The sequence below is a fragment of the Streptomyces sp. AC627_RSS907 genome (genome assembly GCF_019049165.1).
This window is the reverse complement of record NZ_JAGMUE010000004.1, coordinates 41,859-59,594: the sequence shown is the minus strand read 5'-3', so window position 1 is coordinate 59,594 and position 17,736 is coordinate 41,859. Positions and strand designations below refer to the sequence as shown.

General features: G+C 73.8%; 15 protein-coding genes. 7 read left to right on the top strand and 8 right to left on the bottom strand.

Features of this window, described 5'->3' with window-relative positions:
• Positions 1–42: 42 nt before the first annotated feature.
• Complete coding sequence (locus KUM32_RS00740) at positions 43–1,356, bottom strand: MFS transporter (protein ID WP_217139751.1); 1,314 nt, start codon at positions 1,354–1,356, stop codon at positions 43–45.
• 71 nt (positions 1,357–1,427) lie between these two features.
• Here KUM32_RS00740 and KUM32_RS00735 point away from each other — a divergent pair, with 71 nt between their 5' ends.
• The gene (locus tag KUM32_RS00735) at positions 1,428–2,435 is read left to right on the top strand and encodes a GlxA family transcriptional regulator (protein ID WP_217139750.1); all 1,008 of its coding nucleotides are present in this window, start codon (positions 1,428–1,430) and stop codon (positions 2,433–2,435) included.
• A gap of 519 nt (positions 2,436–2,954) precedes the next feature.
• Here the strand turns inward: KUM32_RS00735 and KUM32_RS00730 are convergent.
• The 3 genes from KUM32_RS00730 to KUM32_RS00720 form a co-directional block, all read right to left on the bottom strand.
• Positions 2,955–3,473, bottom strand: a complete 519-nt coding sequence (locus KUM32_RS00730; protein WP_217139755.1) for an ATP-binding protein — start codon at positions 3,471–3,473, stop codon at positions 2,955–2,957.
• Between the two features lie 523 nt (positions 3,474–3,996).
• Entirely contained in the window at positions 3,997–4,509 is a 513-nt protein-coding gene (locus KUM32_RS00725) for an EF-hand domain-containing protein (protein WP_217139749.1), read from the bottom strand.
• 85 nt (positions 4,510–4,594) lie between these two features.
• Entirely contained in the window at positions 4,595–4,975 is a 381-nt protein-coding gene (locus tag KUM32_RS00720) for an STAS domain-containing protein (RefSeq protein WP_217139748.1), read from the bottom strand.
• A gap of 349 nt (positions 4,976–5,324) precedes the next feature.
• Here KUM32_RS00720 and KUM32_RS00715 point away from each other — a divergent pair, with 349 nt between their 5' ends.
• Positions 5,325–5,915 (top strand): sigma-70 family RNA polymerase sigma factor, encoded by a 591-nt coding sequence (locus tag KUM32_RS00715; protein ID WP_217139747.1) that lies wholly within the window; start codon positions 5,325–5,327, stop codon positions 5,913–5,915.
• Positions 5,912–7,339 carry a zf-HC2 domain-containing protein gene (locus tag KUM32_RS00710; RefSeq protein ID WP_254404840.1) on the top strand — a complete coding sequence of 476 codons (1,428 nt, stop codon included), beginning with the start codon at positions 5,912–5,914 and terminating at the stop codon, positions 7,337–7,339. The genes KUM32_RS00715 and KUM32_RS00710 overlap by 4 nt, the downstream gene beginning before the upstream one ends.
• Before the next feature lie 262 nt (positions 7,340–7,601).
• On the opposite strand, the gene purU is transcribed toward KUM32_RS00710, so the two are convergent.
• Positions 7,602–8,495 (bottom strand): formyltetrahydrofolate deformylase, encoded by an 894-nt coding sequence (purU, locus tag KUM32_RS00705; RefSeq protein WP_217139746.1) that lies wholly within the window; start codon positions 8,493–8,495, stop codon positions 7,602–7,604.
• A 46-nt stretch (positions 8,496–8,541) separates the two neighbouring features.
• Complete coding sequence (locus KUM32_RS00700) at positions 8,542–9,042, bottom strand: hypothetical protein (protein ID WP_217139745.1); 501 nt, start codon at positions 9,040–9,042, stop codon at positions 8,542–8,544.
• Between the two features lie 117 nt (positions 9,043–9,159).
• Here KUM32_RS00700 and KUM32_RS00695 point away from each other — a divergent pair, with 117 nt between their 5' ends.
• Positions 9,160–10,476, top strand: coding sequence for an ABC transporter substrate-binding protein (locus tag KUM32_RS00695; protein WP_217139744.1), 1,317 nt, complete (start codon positions 9,160–9,162; stop codon positions 10,474–10,476).
• 39 nt (positions 10,477–10,515) lie between these two features.
• On the opposite strand, the gene KUM32_RS00690 is transcribed toward KUM32_RS00695, so the two are convergent.
• The gene (locus tag KUM32_RS00690) at positions 10,516–12,213 is read right to left on the bottom strand and encodes a hypothetical protein (protein ID WP_217139743.1); all 1,698 of its coding nucleotides are present in this window, start codon (positions 12,211–12,213) and stop codon (positions 10,516–10,518) included.
• A gap of 201 nt (positions 12,214–12,414) precedes the next feature.
• Complete coding sequence (locus tag KUM32_RS00685; protein ID WP_217139742.1) at positions 12,415–13,800, bottom strand: transcriptional regulator; 1,386 nt, start codon at positions 13,798–13,800, stop codon at positions 12,415–12,417.
• Positions 13,801–14,092: 292 nt separating this feature from the next.
• Here KUM32_RS00685 and KUM32_RS00680 point away from each other — a divergent pair, with 292 nt between their 5' ends.
• The 3 genes from KUM32_RS00680 to KUM32_RS00670 all read left to right on the top strand — a co-directional run bounded on the left by KUM32_RS00680 (position 14,093) and on the right by KUM32_RS00670 (position 17,658).
• Positions 14,093–14,746, top strand: a complete 654-nt coding sequence (locus KUM32_RS00680; RefSeq protein ID WP_217139741.1) for a bifunctional DNA primase/polymerase — start codon at positions 14,093–14,095, stop codon at positions 14,744–14,746.
• 474 nt (positions 14,747–15,220) lie between these two features.
• A complete protein-coding gene (locus KUM32_RS00675; RefSeq protein ID WP_217139740.1) occupies positions 15,221–15,997 on the top strand; it encodes an ABC transporter ATP-binding protein in 777 nt (258 codons plus the stop codon).
• Entirely contained in the window at positions 15,994–17,658 is a 1,665-nt protein-coding gene (locus KUM32_RS00670) for a transporter (protein ID WP_254404839.1), read from the top strand. The genes KUM32_RS00675 and KUM32_RS00670 overlap by 4 nt, the downstream gene beginning before the upstream one ends.
• Positions 17,659–17,736 lie beyond the last annotated feature (78 nt).

Here is a 17,736-nt window from a genome sequence, read left to right as displayed (position 1 = left end):
GCCCCCTGCCCCCTGCCCCATGCCCGGGAGGGTACGCCCGGCTCAGGACACCCCGAGCGCCGGAGTGGCCCGCCGCCGGATCACCAGGGCCATCAGCGCCGCGGCCGCGCACAGCGCGCCGGACGCGTACCAGACCACGTCGTACGAGCCGAAGGTGTCGCGGGCGACGCCGCCGAGGAAGGCGACGAGCGCGGCGCCGACCTGGTGGGAGGCGAGGACCCAGCCGAAGACGATCGCGCTGTCGTCGCCGTAGTGCTCGCGGCACAGGGCGAGGGTGGGCGGGACGGTGGCGACCCAGTCGAGGCCGTAGAAGACGATGAAGAAGATCATCGGGGGGTGGACGCTGGGCGCGAGCAGCATGGGGAGGAAGAGGAGGGAGACGCCGCGCAGGGCGTAGTACACGGCGAGCAGACGGCGCGGTTCGAAGCGGTCGGTGAACCAGCCGGAGGCGATCGTGCCGATCACGTCGAACACGCCGATCACGGCGAGCAGCGAGGCGGCGGCCGTCAGCGGCATGCCGTGGTCGTGCGCGGCGGGCACGAAGTGGGTCTGGATCAGTCCGTTGGTCGAGGCGCCGCAGATCGCGAAGGTGCCGGCCAGCAGCCAGAACGGCCCGGTGCGGACGGCGGAGAAGAGCACCGTGAGCGTGCGGCGGGCGGCGCCCGTGACGGGGGCGGGCTTCGGTACGAACTCCTCGGCGCCGTACGGCCTCTGGCCGACGTCGGCCGGGTGGTCGTGCAGCAGGAGCCAGACGAAGGGGATGACGGCGAGCGCGGCGAGGGCGACGGTGACGGCCGCGGGGCGCCAGTCGTACGTCTCCACGATCCAGGACAGCAGCGGCAGGAAGATCAGCTGCCCGGAGGCCGAGGCGGCGGTGAGGACGCCGGTGACCAGGCCGCGCCGCTCGGTGAACCAGCGGTTGGTGACGGTGGCCGCGAAGGCCAGCGCCATCGAGCCGGAGCCGAGGCCGACCAGCAGGCCCCAGCAGAGGATGAGCTGCCAGGCGGCGTTCATCCACACCGTCAGGCCCGAGCCGAGCGCGATCACCGCCAGGGCGACGGCGACCACGCGACGTATGCCGAAGCGGTCCATCAGCGCCGCGGCGAAGGGGGCGGTGAGCCCGTAGAGCGCCAGGTTGACGGAGACGGCGGCGCCGATGGTGCCGCGGGACCAGCCGAAGTCCTGGTGGAGCGGGTCGATGAGGATACCGGGGAGGGAGCGGAAGGCGGCGGCCCCGATGATCGTCACGAAGGTGACGGCTGCGACCCACCAGGCGCGGTGCACACGGGTACCGCGGCGCGGTCGGGTGGGCTCGGGCTTCCTCACGTCTGCTGCTGCGTCGGTTGTCTGGGTCACGTCATTGAGCGTGCGGTGCGCGATCCGGCCGATCGAGTGGCCCGAAAGACAGGGTTCGCTAGGATCGGGCCATGCCCTCCGATCGCCCGTCCGGCACGCACCGCGTCGTCGTCCTCGCCCTGGACGGCCTGCTCCCCTTCGAACTGGGCATAGCGCCGCGCGTCTTCGGGCTCGCCCGGGACGAACACAGGCGTCGGCTCTACGAGGTCGTCACCTGCTCCGTCCGGCCGCCGGGGCCGGTGGAGACCGACGCCGACTTCGCGATCCTGGTGGAGCACGGCCCCGAGGCGCTGGCCACCGCCGACACGGTCGTCGTCCCGGCCTCCTACGAGCTCGGCGCGGTCCACGAGGAGGGCGTGCTGACCGACGACCTGGCCGCCGCGCTCGCCCGGATCCGGCCCGGCACCCGGCTCGTCGCGATCTGCACCGGCGGGTACGTGCTGGCCGCCGCCGGGTACCTCGACGACCGCCCGGCGACCACGCACTGGGCCCACGCCGAGCACTTCCAACGGCTGTTCCCCAAGGTGCGGGTGGACGCCGACGTACTGTTCGTCGACGACGGGGACGTCCTCACCTCGGCCGGGGTGGCGGCGGGGATCGACCTGTGCGTGCACATCGTGCGCAGGGACCACGGCACCGCCGTCGCCAACGACGTGGCCCGCCGCACGGTCGTACCGCCCCACCGCGACGGCGGGCAGGCGCAGTACATCGAGCGGCCGGTGCCCGATCCGCAGCAGTCGTCCACGACCAACGCCCGCGCCTGGGCGCTCGCCCGGCTCCGGGAGCCGATCCAGCTGCGGGACATGGCGGCGCAGGAGTCCATGTCGGTACGCACCTTCACCCGCCGTTTCCGCGAGGAGGTCGGCGTCAGTCCGGGGCAGTGGCTCACGCAGCAGCGCGTCGAGCGGGCCCGGCACCTGCTGGAGTCGTCCGCCCTGTCCATCGACCAGGTCGCCCACGAGGCCGGCTTCGGTACCGCCCAGTCGATGCGGCAGCACCTCCAGGCGGCGCTCGGGGTCACACCGACCGCGTACCGGCGGACCTTCCGGGCCGACGTGTCCACAGCCTGTGGAGAATGAGCGGACGCCGCGTGAGGCGACACCCGCCGGAACACGGAACGGGCGGATCCAACGGAACGGGCGGATCCAGGGGCCGCCGGAACCCGAATCCGGCAGGACCCGGCCCCGGCAGGACCCGGATCCGTCAGATCCCGGCCCCGGCAGGACCCGGATCCGTCAGAACCGTACTCGTCGGTCGGCGGCGCGGCACCGGCCGCCCCGAGCATGGCATCGCGCGCCGCCACCCGACTCCGGCGCTCCCGCCCGGCTCCCCTCACCCCCCGGGGGAACCGCCGCCGAATCACGACCCGCACTCGCCGAGGGCTCCGTCACCGAGCCCTCGTCGTCCCCTCGCGGCGAATCGTTGCCTACAGCGTGAGGAAACGGTCACGATCCGTCAACCGGCGCAGGGGGCTTCCTCATTCACGCACTGCTCGCGAAGGACGCGCACGGAAGCACGTCCCGGCGCACCGCCGCATCAACCCCGGGGAGTGCGGCACCCCGTGCACCCGGCGCCTCCCACGCGCCGGGTGCCGGCCGCTACACGACCTCGTACGCCAACCCCTCGGGCGCCAGTCCCTCGGGCGCCAGTCCCTCGGGCGCCAGTCCCTCGGGCGTCACCGCGCCGGCGCTCCCGCAGGCCGGTGCCGACTCCAGCCGCTCGGCGCAGCGGTCCAGTTCGCACCAGATGCGCTTGCCGGAGCCCTCGCGGCTCCAGCCCCAGCGGTCCGCGAGCCCGTCGACGAGGGCCAGGCCCCGGCCGCCCGTCGCGTCGTCGCCCACGCATCGGGGTACCGGGGCCCGGTCGCTGGCGTCGTCCACCTCGAGGCGGACGGTGGCCTCCTCGGCCTGCTCGGTCACCACGCCCGGCAGCACCAGACGCACGACGGCGGAACAGCCGGTGTGCACCACGGCGTTGGTGACGAGTTCGGAGACGAGCAGGACCAGCGTCTCCGCGAGTGGTTCATCGGCCTGTATCCCGGACCCCACGAGCCGTGAACGCGCCCACCGACGGGCACGCCCCACTTCCGAGGGGTCGGGCCGGATCTCCAGCTGCACTTGAAGCACCTGCACCGCTCACACCATCCGAACCGGCGGACACGAAGGCTCACGCCTCATGAGGGCCACGATCGTAGCCATTTTCTGCATGACCAGGACAAAGGCCGGGCGAGGGCTCACGGAACGTGAATCCCTTATGGGACAGCATGGTTGACGTACAGTCACCTCAACAAGCGCTTCGGGCATATTCCAGCGCGAAGGAGTACCTGTGCGGCATACTGTGCGACGCTCGTTCCGGGAAGTCGAACAGGTGGCACCCGACGCCCGTTCGCCCCTGCGGGGCAAGGCGCGCACCGCCGGTTCCGGAGCCGCCTCGGGGGCAACTCCGGCACGGTCGGTGCTCGGGACCACTCGCATCCCACACAAGGTACCGGAGCGTGGCGCCGACTCCGGACCGTAACGGGTCACACGGCGGACACAACCCGGTATCAACGCTCCGTGACGACTCCCCGCCACGATCCGCGACAACGGACCGGGGGCCCGTGACGGCCGCCGACGGGGGTGGCCGCCGGTGCGGCGCGCGTCACTCGGGCACGGTGAAGTAGCGGGCGAAGGCCGGGACGATCTCCGCCTCCCCCACCTTGCCGTCGCCGTCCGCGTCGAGCGCGGCGGCGACCGACCGGGCGGTGTCCCGCTCCACCCCGAGCACGGTGAGCACGCGTGCGGCGTCCTCCACGGTGGCGGCCCCGTCACCGTCGGCATCGGCGACGTCCAGGGCCGCGTGCAGGAAGGGGCGGGCGATCTCGGCGAACCGGTCCGGGGTGTCCCGCAGCCGCTTGACGGCTCCGGTGACGAACTCCTCGCGGGTGATGCGCTGGTCGCCGTCCCGGTCGGCGATGCCCGCCATGCCCTGCCAGAACGCCTCCGCGCCGCCGTACAGGGCCTGGCCCTTGTCGGACCGGGCGGCGGTGCCGAACTCGGCGAGCAGCGCCTTGGCCGCCGCACTGAAGTCCGCGCGGTCGATGTAGCCGTTGCCGTCCTGGTCGAAGGTGGCGAACCGCGCGGCGATCCTGCGCTCGTACTCGCTGTTGACCATCTTTCCTCCGGCCGCCTCACGTCTCGGTGTCGGTGGGTACGTCCCGCTCGGAGCGTACGACGCCGGACGTGGTCGCGGGCGGGATCTACGCGGAGAGCGGGCGCGGCTCGTCGCCGGTCGCCGAGGCCAGGTCCGGGTGGACGTCGAAGAGCCGGCGCACCCCCAGCGCGCCGAGTACGCGGTTGACGTGGGAGCCGTCGACGGCGCCCTGGGCCGGCAGTATCAGGCGCAGCCTGCCCTGGCAGGAGCGGATCAGACGGCGGGCGGCGATGAGCACGCCGACCCCGCTGGAGTCGCAGAACAGGACCTCGGAGAGGTCCAGGACAAGACTGTGCCGCCCCTCGGCCACCTCGTCGTGCACGCGCTGCCGCAGCACCGGTGACGTCACCAGGTCCAGTTCGCCCGACACCTGGAGCACGGCCCACTCGCCCTGCCCGCCGCCGGTCACATGGAGTGTCACCACCATGCCCTTCATTCGTCGGAACGTCCGGATTCACCCAAAGTGGAAGCCGTGGTTACGCTTCTTGGGCCCGCGCCTGCCCACCGGCCGTTCCCGCAAACACGCGGCGAGAAACGAGGCCGGACCGGAAGAGGCTTGTTTCAGACTGTTTCGATCCTGTTCGATCGAATCCGGACGCACGTTAGAGGGTAGTTGAGACACTTACCACCTTCGGGTCCTCAGGGGCGTGCATTGCCACAAAGGGGCGTGCGCTGTCAGAGGTGCCGACTACATTCGGGAGGCGGTGGCCGCGGGCCGGAGCCACGGCACGCAGGTGGACGAACGCGGGGGACCGAACAGGGGGTGGAGGGGCCGCATGGCGCAACGGGACGTGCCACTGCGCTGGGACCGCAAGATGCAGCAGCGGCTCGCGCGCGGGGAGGCAGCCGCCCTGGGCGAGCTCTACGACCGGTTCGCGTCGCTCGTGCACGGTCTCGCGCACCGCGTGCTCGGTGACGAACGGGCCGCCGATCACCTCACGCGCGATGTCTTCGCGCACGTCTGGGAGCATCCGGACGCCTACGACCCCCGGCAGGGCCCGCTGCGCACCTGGCTCGCCGCGCTGACCCGCCGCCTGGCCGTGCAGCGGCTGCGTACCACCGAGACGGCCGCCCTCGCGCGCGGCGGCCCCGGCACCACGGAGGAGCTGGAGAGCAGAGTGCGCCACGCCGCGGTCGCCGCCCGCGCCGACTACATCGTCCAGTCCATGCCGGCACCGCTGCGCACCGCCCTGGAGCTGGCCTACTTCCAACGCCGCGACTACCGCCAGACCGCCGCCGACCTCGGCGTCACGGAGGACGAGGCACGCCGCCGCCTCCGCCTCGGCCTCCAGCTGCTCTCCACCGCCCGTGACGCCGGATCCGCCCAGGCACCCGGGGCGCCGCCCGGATACGGAGGTGCGGCATGAGCGGGCCACCCGGCGAGCACGAACACCGCGACACCCCCGACGACACCGGAACCCCGGACGACACCACCGCCGGCCCACCGGGCAACCCCGGCACTCCGGACACGCTGGGCGGCCCCCGTGAACCGGGCGGCCCCGCCGGGCCGGAAGGCCACCGCGAACCAGCCGCCCCCGGCGGACCGGCGGCGTCCGCCGGGGCGGGTGGGGCGGGGTCCGCGCCGCGCGTACCGCTCCCGCGGGCCTCCGCCGAGGACGGCCGGTGGTCGTCGCCCGGGCCACCGCCGGCGGTCGCGCCGCTCACGCTGGAGCACCACGTGCTGACGTCGCTCCTCGGGGCCTGGGCCCTGGCCGCCTGTTCCCCGGAGGAGGCGGCGGCCGTCGAGGAGCACCTCGGCGTGTGCGACGCCTGCGCCGACGAGGCCGTGCGGCTGCGCGAGGCCGTCGGGCTGCTCCAGCGCCCGGAGAGCCTCGACCTGGACCCCGGCCTGCGCACCCGCGTCCTGAAGGGCTGTCTGGAGCGCCGGCCACCGCGCATCCCGGTGCCCGGGTGGGCCACCCCGTACGACGCGGAGACGGCGCGGCTGGACGCGCTGCTCCAGGACATCGGGGACGCCGAGTGGCACGCGCCGGTCCGGCTGCGCTGGTTCGAGGCCGACGGCGCCGCCAGCCGCCGTACCACCGTCGCCGGGGTCATCGCACATCTGATGACGGTCGACGGGCTGGTCGCGGTCGCCCTGGGCCTCGCCGATCCGCTGGGCGACATCACCGCGGCGGTCCCCGCGCCGGCCGCCCGTACCGAGGCCTACTGGCGTGCCTCGCACTACCCGCCGACCCGCGCGGTGCGGGCGCCGTGGCGGGCACAGAGCCACGACATCGTCCGCACGGTGGCGTTCACCGGCGGCACGGGCGGTTCCGGCGGCGGCGCGGGCCGGATGCCGGTCTCGTACGGCGACTTCGAGCTGCCGCTGCACGACGCCATGCTGGACCGGGCGTTCGAGTGCTGGGTGCACGCGGAGGACATCGCCAAGGCGGTGGACTATCCGTACGAACCGCCCTCCGGTCGCCACCTGAACCGCATGATCGACCTCGCGGCCCGGATGCTGCCGGGCGTGCTGGCCGAGCGCCGCCGCGCCGGACTGGCCGCGCACGCCGCCCCCGCGCGTCTGGTCGCGGCGGGGGAACCGGGGCGCAGCCTGCGACTGGAGATCGAGGGTGCGGGCGGCGGCGAGTGGTTCATCCCGCTGGACTCACCGGGCGCGGTGGGCTCCGCCGACCACGAGGTGGCCCACGTCGCGCTGGACGACGTGGAGTTCTGCCGACTGGCCGCGGGCCACGTGCCCCCGGCGGAGGCGGCGGCGGGTCAGGTGGGCGACCGTCAGGCGATCAGGGACGTGCTGTTCGCGGCGGCGAGCCTGAGCCGGATGTAGGAGAGGCGGGACGGCTCGCGGTTCCGCGGGCGGTCGCGGGGGGTGTGGCTGCTCGCGCAGCCCCGCGCCCCCGCGGGTGGGGCCGGAGCGTACCCCCAGACCCGGTGGGACATCACGCCGTACCCGCGCCCCCGCGGGCGGGGCCGGAGCCCCTCAACCCGCGAAGTAACCATTCCAAGCGGTCCCGCGCCCCCGCGGGTGTGGCCGGAGCACCCGCCTCGAAGGGCACGGGGCGGGGCCGGACGTGGCCCCTGGCGGAGCCCTACGCGAACACCACCGTTCGCCGCCCGTTCAGCAGGATCCGCCGCTCGGCGTGCCACTTCACGGCCCGCGCCAGCGCCTGGCACTCCACGTCCCGCCCGATGGCGACCAGCTGGTCCGGCGTGACGTCGTGCCCGACCCGCTCGACCTCCTGCTCGATGATCGGCCCCTCGTCGAGGTCGGCCGTCACGTAGTGCGCGGTCGCGCCGATCAGCTTCACGCCCCGCGCATGCGCCTGGTGGTACGGCTTGGCACCCTTGAAGCTCGGCAGGAAGGAGTGGTGGATGTTGATGATCCGGCCGCTGAGCCGCTTGCACAGGTCGTCCGAGAGGACCTGCATGTAACGGGCCAGCACGACGAGTTCGACGTTCTCCTCGCGCACGATCTCCAGGAGCCGTGCCTCGGCCTCCGCCTTGGTGTCCCTGGTCACGGGGATGTGGTGGAAGGGGATGTCGTAGGACCCCACCAGTTCGGCGAAGTCGGTGTGGTTGGACACCACCGCCGCGATCTCCACCGGGAGCGCGCCGATCCTGGACCGGAACAGGAGGTCGTTCAGGCAGTGCCCGAACCTGCTGACCATGAGGACGATGCGCATCCGGTCGTCGGCCCGGTGGATCTGCCAGTCCATGTGGAAGGCGTCACCGATCGCCGTGAAGCTGGCGCGCAGCTTGTCCACGGTCACCGGCTCCTCGGCCGAGAAGTGGACCCGCATGAAGAACAGTCCCGTGTCGTGGTCGCCGAACTGCTGGCTGTCCTCGATGTTGCAGCCGGTCATGAACAGGTAGCTCGACACGGCGTGCACGATGCCCTGCTTGTCGGGGCAGGACAGGGTGAGGACGTACTGGTCGGCCGGGGTGGCGGCCGAGGGGGCGACAGGGGAGGACTGCTCGTTCATGCAGGACAGGGTCGCATATCCGGCCCCCGTCCCGGCGGACGTCCCCTCAGGCGGACCGGGTCAGGATCCTCAGCACCTCGAGCGAGCGCGGCTCCGCCTCGGGGTCGTCGCCGTCGGCGGTGGACAGCCGTACGTGCGCGTCCCGTGCCGCCCGCACCGCCTCCGGCCAGTCCGCGTGGTCGAGGTAGGCGTGCACCGGCGCGTCCGGCCCGACCTGGTGCATGATCCGCAGGACGCGCAGCACGGCCGTGTCGACGAGCGCCGCCTCCTGCGAGTCACGGAAGACCGTGCCCACGTACTTCTCGGCGGACCAGTGGTCCAGCCAGGTGTCCTCCACCAGCCGGTACACCGCGTCCGTGACGTCGCCGTAGCCGTCCACACCGGCCAGCCAGACGTCCCGCTGGAAGGCGGGGGCGGAGAGCATGTGGAGCGCGGAGCGCACCTGGCTGCGCCAGCGCCACCACGGCATGTCGTTGAGTGGCATGCCGCCCATGGTGGAGGAGCGACGGCCGCGACGGGAAGAGTTCTCCGAACCTTGCACGGTCATCGATCGTACGTTCCCCTCCACTCGTGACACACCGGCCCCCGCAATTCACCTTCGCGTCACCACGCGTTGACCGCAGGTCGCAGCCAGGTTAGCCGTGTGACGGAAGCGTGCGGGTACATGACCGGCAGGCGACCGACCCGCATCACCGTCCTCCGCGGCCTGCGCGGCCGCTCCCGGGCCACACGTACCGGTGCGCTGTCCGCGGGCGCGCTGGTGGCGTGTGTGTCCCTCGCCACCGGCTGCGGGATCGTCCCCGGTGCCACGGGGGGCTCCGGGGACGACCCGGTCACCGTCATGACCTGGGCGCCGAAGGACACGGGCGCGACCAACAAGCCGGGCATGCCCGCCTTCGCGCGCGCGTACGCCCGCTGGATCAACGCCCACGGCGGCCTGAACGGGCGCGACCTCAACGTCCTGACCTGCAACGACCACAACGACAGCGTGACCGCCGCGAAGTGCGCCCGCCGTGCCGTCAAGGAGGACGTGGTCGCCGTCGTCGGCTCCTACAGCCAGCACGCCGACTCGTTCTTCCCGGTGCTGGAGGGCGCGGGCATCCCCTACATCGGCGGCTACGGCATCACCAACACGGAGTTCACCAGCCCCCTGTCCTACCCGGTCAACGGAGGGCAGCCGGCGCTGCTGGCCGGCCTCGGCGACGTGCTCGCCGACGCCTGCGGGCCCGTCACCCTCGTCCGCCCCGACACCATCGCGGGCGACCAGCTGCCCGTGCTGCTCGACTCGGGACTGACCTCGGGCGGGCACGCGCCGGCCCACGACCAGCGGGCGGAGGAGGACGCCACCGAGTACGGCGACCAGTCCGAGCAGGCACTGGAGCAGGCGACCGCCGACCCGTCGGAGACGGGGTGCGTGGTGCCCGTCCTCGGGGACCGCACCGGCACGTTCATGGACTCCTTCCGGCGGGGCCGCGTGGACCACCCCGAGGTGCGGACCGCGACCGTGCTCGGCAGCGTCGACCAGACCACGGTCAACGCGAGCGGCGGGGCGTCCGGTCCCTACGAGGGCGCGTACGTCACCGGCTGGTACCCGGCGGTGAACGACCCGGCCTGGGACGCGATGAAGAAGGTGATCGAGGAGGAGGCGTTCGGCGACAACAGTGTCGACGCGGCGGACGCCGGGGTGCAGACGACCTGGATCGCCTACTCCGTCCTGCGGGAGGTCGTCGAGTCGCTCGGCGACGGCGAGGTGAGCGCCGCCACCGTGAGGCGGGCCCTCGACGGCGGGCTGAAGGTCGGCACGGGCGGACTCACGCCGCCCCTCCAATGGACGTTCGCGGACAAGCTGGCCTCGGTCGGCTTCCCGCGGCTGGTCAACACCGAGGTCACCCTCCAGGTCGTACGGCAGGGCCGCCTGGTGTCGGCCCGCAAGGGCACCGTGGACACCACCAGCACCCTGCGAAACGCCGACGTGGCCTGACCCGCTCCCCGGACGGACCGGGCGGCCCGCCCGGCCGGGTCACAGCTGGGCCGGGCCGCGTTGGGTCAGGCCGTACTGCTTGGCGATGGCGTTCCAGAGCTTGGCGGCCGTGGCCTTCTCCTTGCTCGCGGTGCCGCTCGCCCGGTTCCCGGCCTGGGTCTGGCTGGTGGAGCGGGCCTTGCCCTTGTGGCATCCCTTCTTGCCGGCCGTCTGGTCGGCCCAGGCCGCGTAGTGGTTGTCGGCCGACGCGGAGGCCTGCCACGCCTTGGTGAGGGCCGTGGTCAGCTCGGTGTGCCGGGGCAGCTTGTCCACGGACAGCCGGGAGAGGCTGGTGACCAGCCCGGTGCGCTGCTTGGCGGCCTCGCGCAGGTCCTTGGCCGCCTGGGGCAGGTTGTCGCAGGACCTCACGTCGGCCACGGCGTTGATCACCGTGGTCCGGCCGGTGCCGCTCTCGGCCAGCAGCTTGTCCAGCTCCACGGCCTGCTGCCGCACCGGGTCGGCGGACGGCGAGGCGGGCGCCGACACGGACTCGGAGACGGGGGCCGTGGCGGACACGGTCTGGTTGCCGCCCTTGTCCTCCTCGCCGCCCCCGCCGGCCATCAGCGCCCCGGCGCCGACACCGACCACGGCGATGCCGACACCGACGGCCGCGAAGAGCGGCAGGCGCGAACCGGACCGGCCGCCACGGCCGCCCCGGCCGCCGTTGTCGTCGTACCCGCCGTGCCGCCCGCCGCCGCCCGGGCCCTGCGGGGCGTACCCGGACCCGCCGCCGACGGGGTGCGGTGACTGCGGCTCGTCGAACCGGGGCAGCTGCTGGGTGGCCGAGGCCGGACTGTCGGCACCCGGCGCGCTGCGGAAGAGGCTGTCGAACTCGGCGGGCGGCTGCCGCCCCTCGTCGCCACCGGGCACGGCCCCGTACGGGTCCGCGGCGGGGCCCCCGGGCACGGGCGCGATGTACTGCGTGGCCTCGGCGTCGGGATGGGGGGCGGGGACGGGCGCGGCAGGGGCGTGCTGGTACCCGGGCGCGGGCTGCGGGGCGTACTGCGGGGCCCGGCCGAGGAACTGGGTCGACTCGGCGTGCGGGGCCGCGGGCCTCTCCGGCGGCAGCGCTCCCGGCGCCACCGGGGGTATGTGCTGCGTCGCGCCCTCGTCCGCGGACGTGCCGACCGGCGGCAGGTACTGGGTGGCGCCCTCGTCGGCGGGCGTGCCGACCGGCGGCAGGTACTGGGTGGCGCCCTCGTCGGCGGGCGGCAGGGGCGCCGACGGCTGGGGGGCGGGTGCCTGGCCGTACTGCGGGTACGACGGCTGCGCGCCGTAGGCCTGGCCGCCGGCCGGTGCGCCGTGGGCGGGAGCGGGCGCGCCCTCCGGGGGCAGCGGTCCCGGACCGGCCTGGGGCGGCAGGGCGCCGGGCGCCTGGGCCGGGCCGCCCTGGGCCGGCCAGGCCTGCGTGGCGGGCTGACCGCCGGCCTCCGGTGCCCCCCAGGGCTGGACGCCGGACGGCGTGGGCCAGCCCTGGTCCTGGCCCGGGGCCGGGCTCTGCTGCTGTCCGGGGCCCCACGGCTGGTCCCAGGCCTGGCCGCCGGGTGGCGCCGAGGCGGGCGCGGGCCGGCCGGCCTGCGGGCCGACGGAGCCGCCGGCCGGGCCGGGCAGCAAGGGCTCGCCACCGTCGGAGGGCAGCACGATGCCTTCGCGCGCCTGCCGCGCCGAGGGCTCCTCGCCCTGTCCGCTCTGCGTCACCGGGACTCCAATGAATGGGGGACCTTCGGAATCGTCGGCTCACGCTACCGGGTCCCCGGAGCCCGCTGCCACGCCGCAGGGGGCGTCAACTCCTTCCCTGTGACCGCAGTAACAAAACCGGGCCGCGGCACGCTGTTGATGGCCCCTCCCCCTCACCAAGCCGCATTCCCGGGCCCGTTGACGCGTCGACGGCCCGGCCCCTCACGCGGCCGTCTGCAGGTCGAGCCGCGCCCCGAACTCCCTGACCACCGCTTCCTCCCGGTACGGTTCCAACCGCGCCTGGAAGTCCTCCAGGTACTCGGCGCCCCGGTTGGAGCGCAGCGTCTCCAGGAGTTCCACGGCCCGCGTCGCGGTGGCGCAGGCCTGTTCGACCTCGCGCTGCTGCACCTGCGCGGTGGCGAGCAGCACATGACCGATGGCCCGCCTGCGCGCCCGCGACTCCGGGTGCCCGTCCAGGGCCTGCCGCGCGTACCGCGCCGCCGCGTCGGCCTGCCCGAGGTCCCGGTGGCAGTGCGCCAGCTCGTCGGCGAGGTAGGCCTCGTCGAAGTGCCTGATCCACACCGGGTCGTCCCCGGAGGCGGCGTCGGCCGCCTCCATGGCGCCGACCGCCCGTCCGGCCGCCTCGTGGGCCGCCCGTACGTCACCGAGCAGCGCGTGCCCGCGCGCCTCGGCCGCGTGGAACATCGCCTCCGCGCGCGGCGTCACCCGTCCCCGCGCCCCTTCCTGCGCCGCGCGCGCCAACTGTGCGATCTCGCGCGGGTTTCCGAGCTGGGCGGCCAGGTGGCTCATGGACGCGGCGAGGACGTACCCGCCGTACCCGCGGTCGCCGGCCGCCTGCGCGAGCCGCAGCGACTGGATGTAGTACCGCTGGGCGAGGCCCGGTTGCCCGGTGTCCACGGCCATGTACCCGGCGAGCTCGGTCAGTCGGGCGACGGTGGCGAACAGTTCCCGTCCGACCGCCTCCCGGTAGGAGCCCGCGAGCAGCCCCGAGACGACGCTGTTCAGGTAGTGCACGACCACCGGGCGGACGTGTCCGCTGCCGTGCTGGTGGTCCAGGTCCACCAGCGCCTGCGTCATCGCCCGCACGGCCGCCACGTCGGACTGGCCCACCCGTGGCCCGGCCGCGCGCGACACCTGCGGGTCGGGGGCGGAGATCAGCCAGTCGCGGCTGGGTTCGACGAGCGCGGAGGCGGCGACGGAGGACCCGGACAGGAAGTCCCGGCGTCCGACGTCGCTGCGCCACAGCTCGCAGACCTGCTCGATGGCCCCCAGTACCGTCGGCGAGAACTGGAGGCCGACCCCCGACGCGAGGTTCTTGCCGTTGGCCATGCCGATCTCGTCGATCGTGACCGTGCGGCCGAGCTTGCGCCCGAGCGCCTCGGCGATGATCGCCGGGGCCCGGCCGCGCGGCTGCTGTCCGCGCAGCCAGCGGGCCACGGACGTCTTGTCGTACCGCAGGTCGAGGCCGTGCTCGACGCCGCACATGTTGACCCGGCGGGCGAGGCCCGCGTTCGAGCAGCCCGCTTCCTGAATGAGCGCCTGCAGTCGTTCGTTCGGCTGCCGCGCGACGAGAGGCCTTGCGGCCATGGCGTACCCCCATGCGGTCTCTTGCGGTTCGATGCTGTCCCGGCGGACGGGAAGGTCCGGCCGTGCAGATCAATGCCCCGTCGAAGTGCCGACAATGCGAGCCTTACGAAGCTTGCGAGGATTGCCGGGGTAACGGCTGGTGCCGGCCCCCGACGTGGCTACCCAGCGCCCACGGCGAATCCTCCCGCGCGCCCCCACATATGCGCCCATGCGCCCCGAATGCGGAAACAATGCTCCTCCCCCGCGCGCGCAACCCCCGTAACCCGGGTTGAGCACGGGAGTTGAGTTCCACGTGGAAGAGACCATCCCGGGCACCGAAGCCGCACAGATCCCCCAGCAGCGCGGCGCATCGCTGCTGGAGACCGCCGTCCGCTATGCCGAGGAGCGCCACTGGGACGTGTTCCCCGGCACCTGGCTGGAAGCCGCCGACGGAGTGCAGCGCTGCTCCTGCGGGGACCCGGTGTGCGCCGCCCCGGGCGCGCACCCGGCGCGCGAGGACTGGGCGACGCAGGCGACGGGCAGCGCGTCCGTCGCCCGCCGGCTGTGGCAGAAGCAGCCGTCGGCGTCGATCCTGCTGCCCACGGGCCGGACCTTCGACGCGATCGACGTGCCCGAGACCGCGGGGTTCCTGGCGCTGGCCCGGATGGAGCGGATGGAGCTGACGCTCGGGCCGGTGACACTGACGCCAGACCGGCGGATGCGGTTCTTCGTTCTCCCGGGTGCGGCGGTCAAGGTGCCGGACCTCGTGCGGCGGTTGGGGTGGACGCCGTCGTCCCTCGATCTGGCCGCGCTGGGGGAAGGGACGTACGTGGCCGCGCCGCCCACGCGGTACGGGACGCGGGGGGCCGTGCAGTGGGTCTGCCGGCCGACCCCGGCGAACCGGTGGCTGCCGGATGTGGAGGAGCTGATCTCACCCCTGGCCTATGCGTGCGGCCGGGACCGGTAGCGCGCGACTCCGCCCGCCGGGTCGCCGCGGGTGGGGGTGCGGGTCGGTGGGCGGCTCGGATCGGCGGTTGCGGATCGGTGGGCGTCGGACGGGCGGTTGCGGATCGGCGGGCGCGGACGGGCAGTTGGTGACCGGCGGGCACGGCTCGGCGGACGCTGACCGGCGAACGCACATCGGCGGTTGCTGACCGGCAGGCGCGGCTCGGCGGACGCTGACCGGCGAACGCACATCGGCGGTTGCTGACCGGCAGGCGCGGATCGGCGGTTGCTGACCAGCGACCGCGGATTGGCGGGCACGGATCGGTGGACGCGCGGCAGCAGGCGCGCACGGGTGAGTGCGGTTCGTCCGTGGCTTGTCGGGCCCGTGTGGCGCAGCCGCACCGCGCAGCCGCACCGCACACCGCAGCTCCAGCGCCGGCGGACCGTGCCCCCGTCCGCGTCGCCCCCGTAGGGTTTTCACCCGACGGAGGGAGACGTGGTGAGCGCAAGTGCCGTACGCGTGCGGGGGCTCTGGAAACGGTTCGGGCAGCAGGTCGCCGTGGGCGGGATCGATCTCGAGCTGCCCGCGGGCAAGTTCATCGGGCTCGTCGGGCCGAACGGGGCCGGCAAGACGACCACGCTCTCCATGGTGACCGGACTGCTCCGGCCTGATCAGGGGTCGGTCGAGGTCGTCGGGCACGACGTGTGGCGTGATCCGGCCGAGGTGAAGGCCAGGACAGGGGTGCTGCCCGAGGGACTGCGGCTGTTCGAGCGGCTGTCCGGGCGGGAACTGCTCGGCTACACGGGCCGGTTGCGCGGACTGCCCGGCGCCGAGGTCGACAAGCGGGCCACGCAGTTGCTGGACGTGCTCGACCTGGCCGGGTCCCAGCACAAACTGGTCGTCGACTACTCGACCGGCATGCGAAAGAAGATCGGGCTGGCCGCGGCGCTGCTGCACAACCCCGAAGTGCTGTTCCTGGACGAACCGTTCGAGGGCGTCGACCCGGTGTCGGCCCAGACGATCCGCGGGGTGCTGGAGCGCTACACCGCCTCCGGCGCCACCGTCGTCTTCTCCTCCCACGTCATGGAGCTGGTGGAGTCGCTGTGCGACTGGGTGGCCGTCATGGCCGCCGGCCGCATCCGCGCCACCGGCACGCTCGCCGAGGTCCGCGGCGAGGCGGCCTCGTTGCAGCAGGCCTTCCTGGAACTCGTCGGCGCCGGTGGCCGGGACGCCGGGTCCGACCTGGACTGGCTGGGCGGCGGATCCCGATGAGCGCCGAGGCCACCCCGCCGTTCACCGTCGGCACGCCGGGCTCGCCGGGCCCCGCGGACACTGCCGGCGCCTCCGCCCCGTCACTCACCTCCGTCTTCGTACGGCTGAAGCTGTCCCTGCTGCGCAACGGGCTGCGGCAGTCCGGCGGGCGGCGGGCCGCCTACGTCGCCTCGGCCGTCGTCGTCCTGCTCTTCACCGCACTCCAGCTGATCGGCCTGGTCCTGCTGCGCGGGCATGCCCACGTGGACTCGCTGGTCGTGCTGCTGGCAGCCGTGACGGCCCTGGGCTGGGCGGTGATGCCGCTGTTCTTCCCCGGTGGGGACGAGACGCTCGACCCGACCCGCCTGGTGATGCTGCCGCTGCGCCCCGGCCCGCTGGTCCGGTCCCTGCTCACGGCGTCGCTGGTCGGGATCGGACCGCTGTTCACGCTGTGCATGTTCGCCGGTTCCGTGGTCGCGGTCGCGCACGGCGGGGCGGCGTACGCCGTCGGCGTCGTCGGGGCCGTGATCGCGCTCCTGGTGTGCGTGACCCTCGCGCGGGCCGTCGCCGCCGCCAACGTACGGCTGCTGTCCAGCCGCAAGGGACGCGACCTGGCGGTGCTGAGCGGACTGGTCGTCGCGGTCGGGGCGCAGCTCGTCAACTTCGGGGCGCAGCGGCTGGGTGCGTCGGGCCTTGAGCAGCTCGACCCGGCGGCCGACGTGCTGCGCTGGGTGCCGCCCGCGTCGGCGGTCGGCGCGATGGACGCGGCGAGCGACGGCGCGTACGGCACCGCCGCCGCCCAACTGGCGCTCACCGCCGCGGCCCTGGTGCTGCTGCTGCGGGTCTGGTCGCGTCACCTCACCCGGCTGATGACCACGCCCGACGGCTCCACCCTCCCGAGCGACAGCCGGCCGGTCCGCGAACGCGACTCGGCGGGGCTCGCCCGGCTGCTCCCCGCCGGACGCACCGGCACCGTCATGGAGCGCACCCTGCGGTACGTGTGGCGCGACCCGAAGACCAAGGCCGCCTGGGTGACCTCGCTGGCCATCGGCCTGATCGTGCCGGTGTTCAACGCCTGGCAGGGCACCGGCTCGGTGTACTTCGCCTGCTTCGCCGCCGGGATGCTCGGCGTCCAGATGTACAACCAGTTCGGGCAGGACACGTCCGCGTTCTGGATGGTGGCGATGACCATCTCGTCGGCGCGGGACGCCTATGTCGAGCTGCGGGCCCGCGCGCTGGCGCTGCTGCTGATCACGCTGCCGTACGCCGTCCTCGTCACCGTCCTGACCACGGCGATGCTCGACGAGTGGCGGACGCTGCCCGAGGTGCTGGGCCTGTCCTTCGCGCTGCTCGGCGCCATGCTGGCGACCGGTGCGTGGACGTCGGCGCGTTTCCCGTACTCCATTCCGCAGGAGGGGTACAAGAACGTCGCGCCCGGCCAGGTCGGGCTCGCCTGGATCTCGATCTTCGGCGGCATGGCTGCCGCGGCCCTGCTGTGCGCGCCGGTGATCGCGCTGACGATCTGGCTGAAGGTGGGCTCGGGCGGCGACGGCCTCCGTCTGCTGCTGCTACCGGTGGGCGCGGTGTACGGCGCCGCGCTCACGCTGCTCGGTCTGCGGCTGGCGGCGCCGAGGACGGCGAGCCGGCTGCCGGAGATTCTGACGGCGGTCAGCAAGGGGTAGTGAACTGCTGCCCCCGGCCGGGCGCGCGTGTGGTGTTCCGGCCGGCCCGCCGCCGGTCGCCGCGGCCCCCGGGGGCGA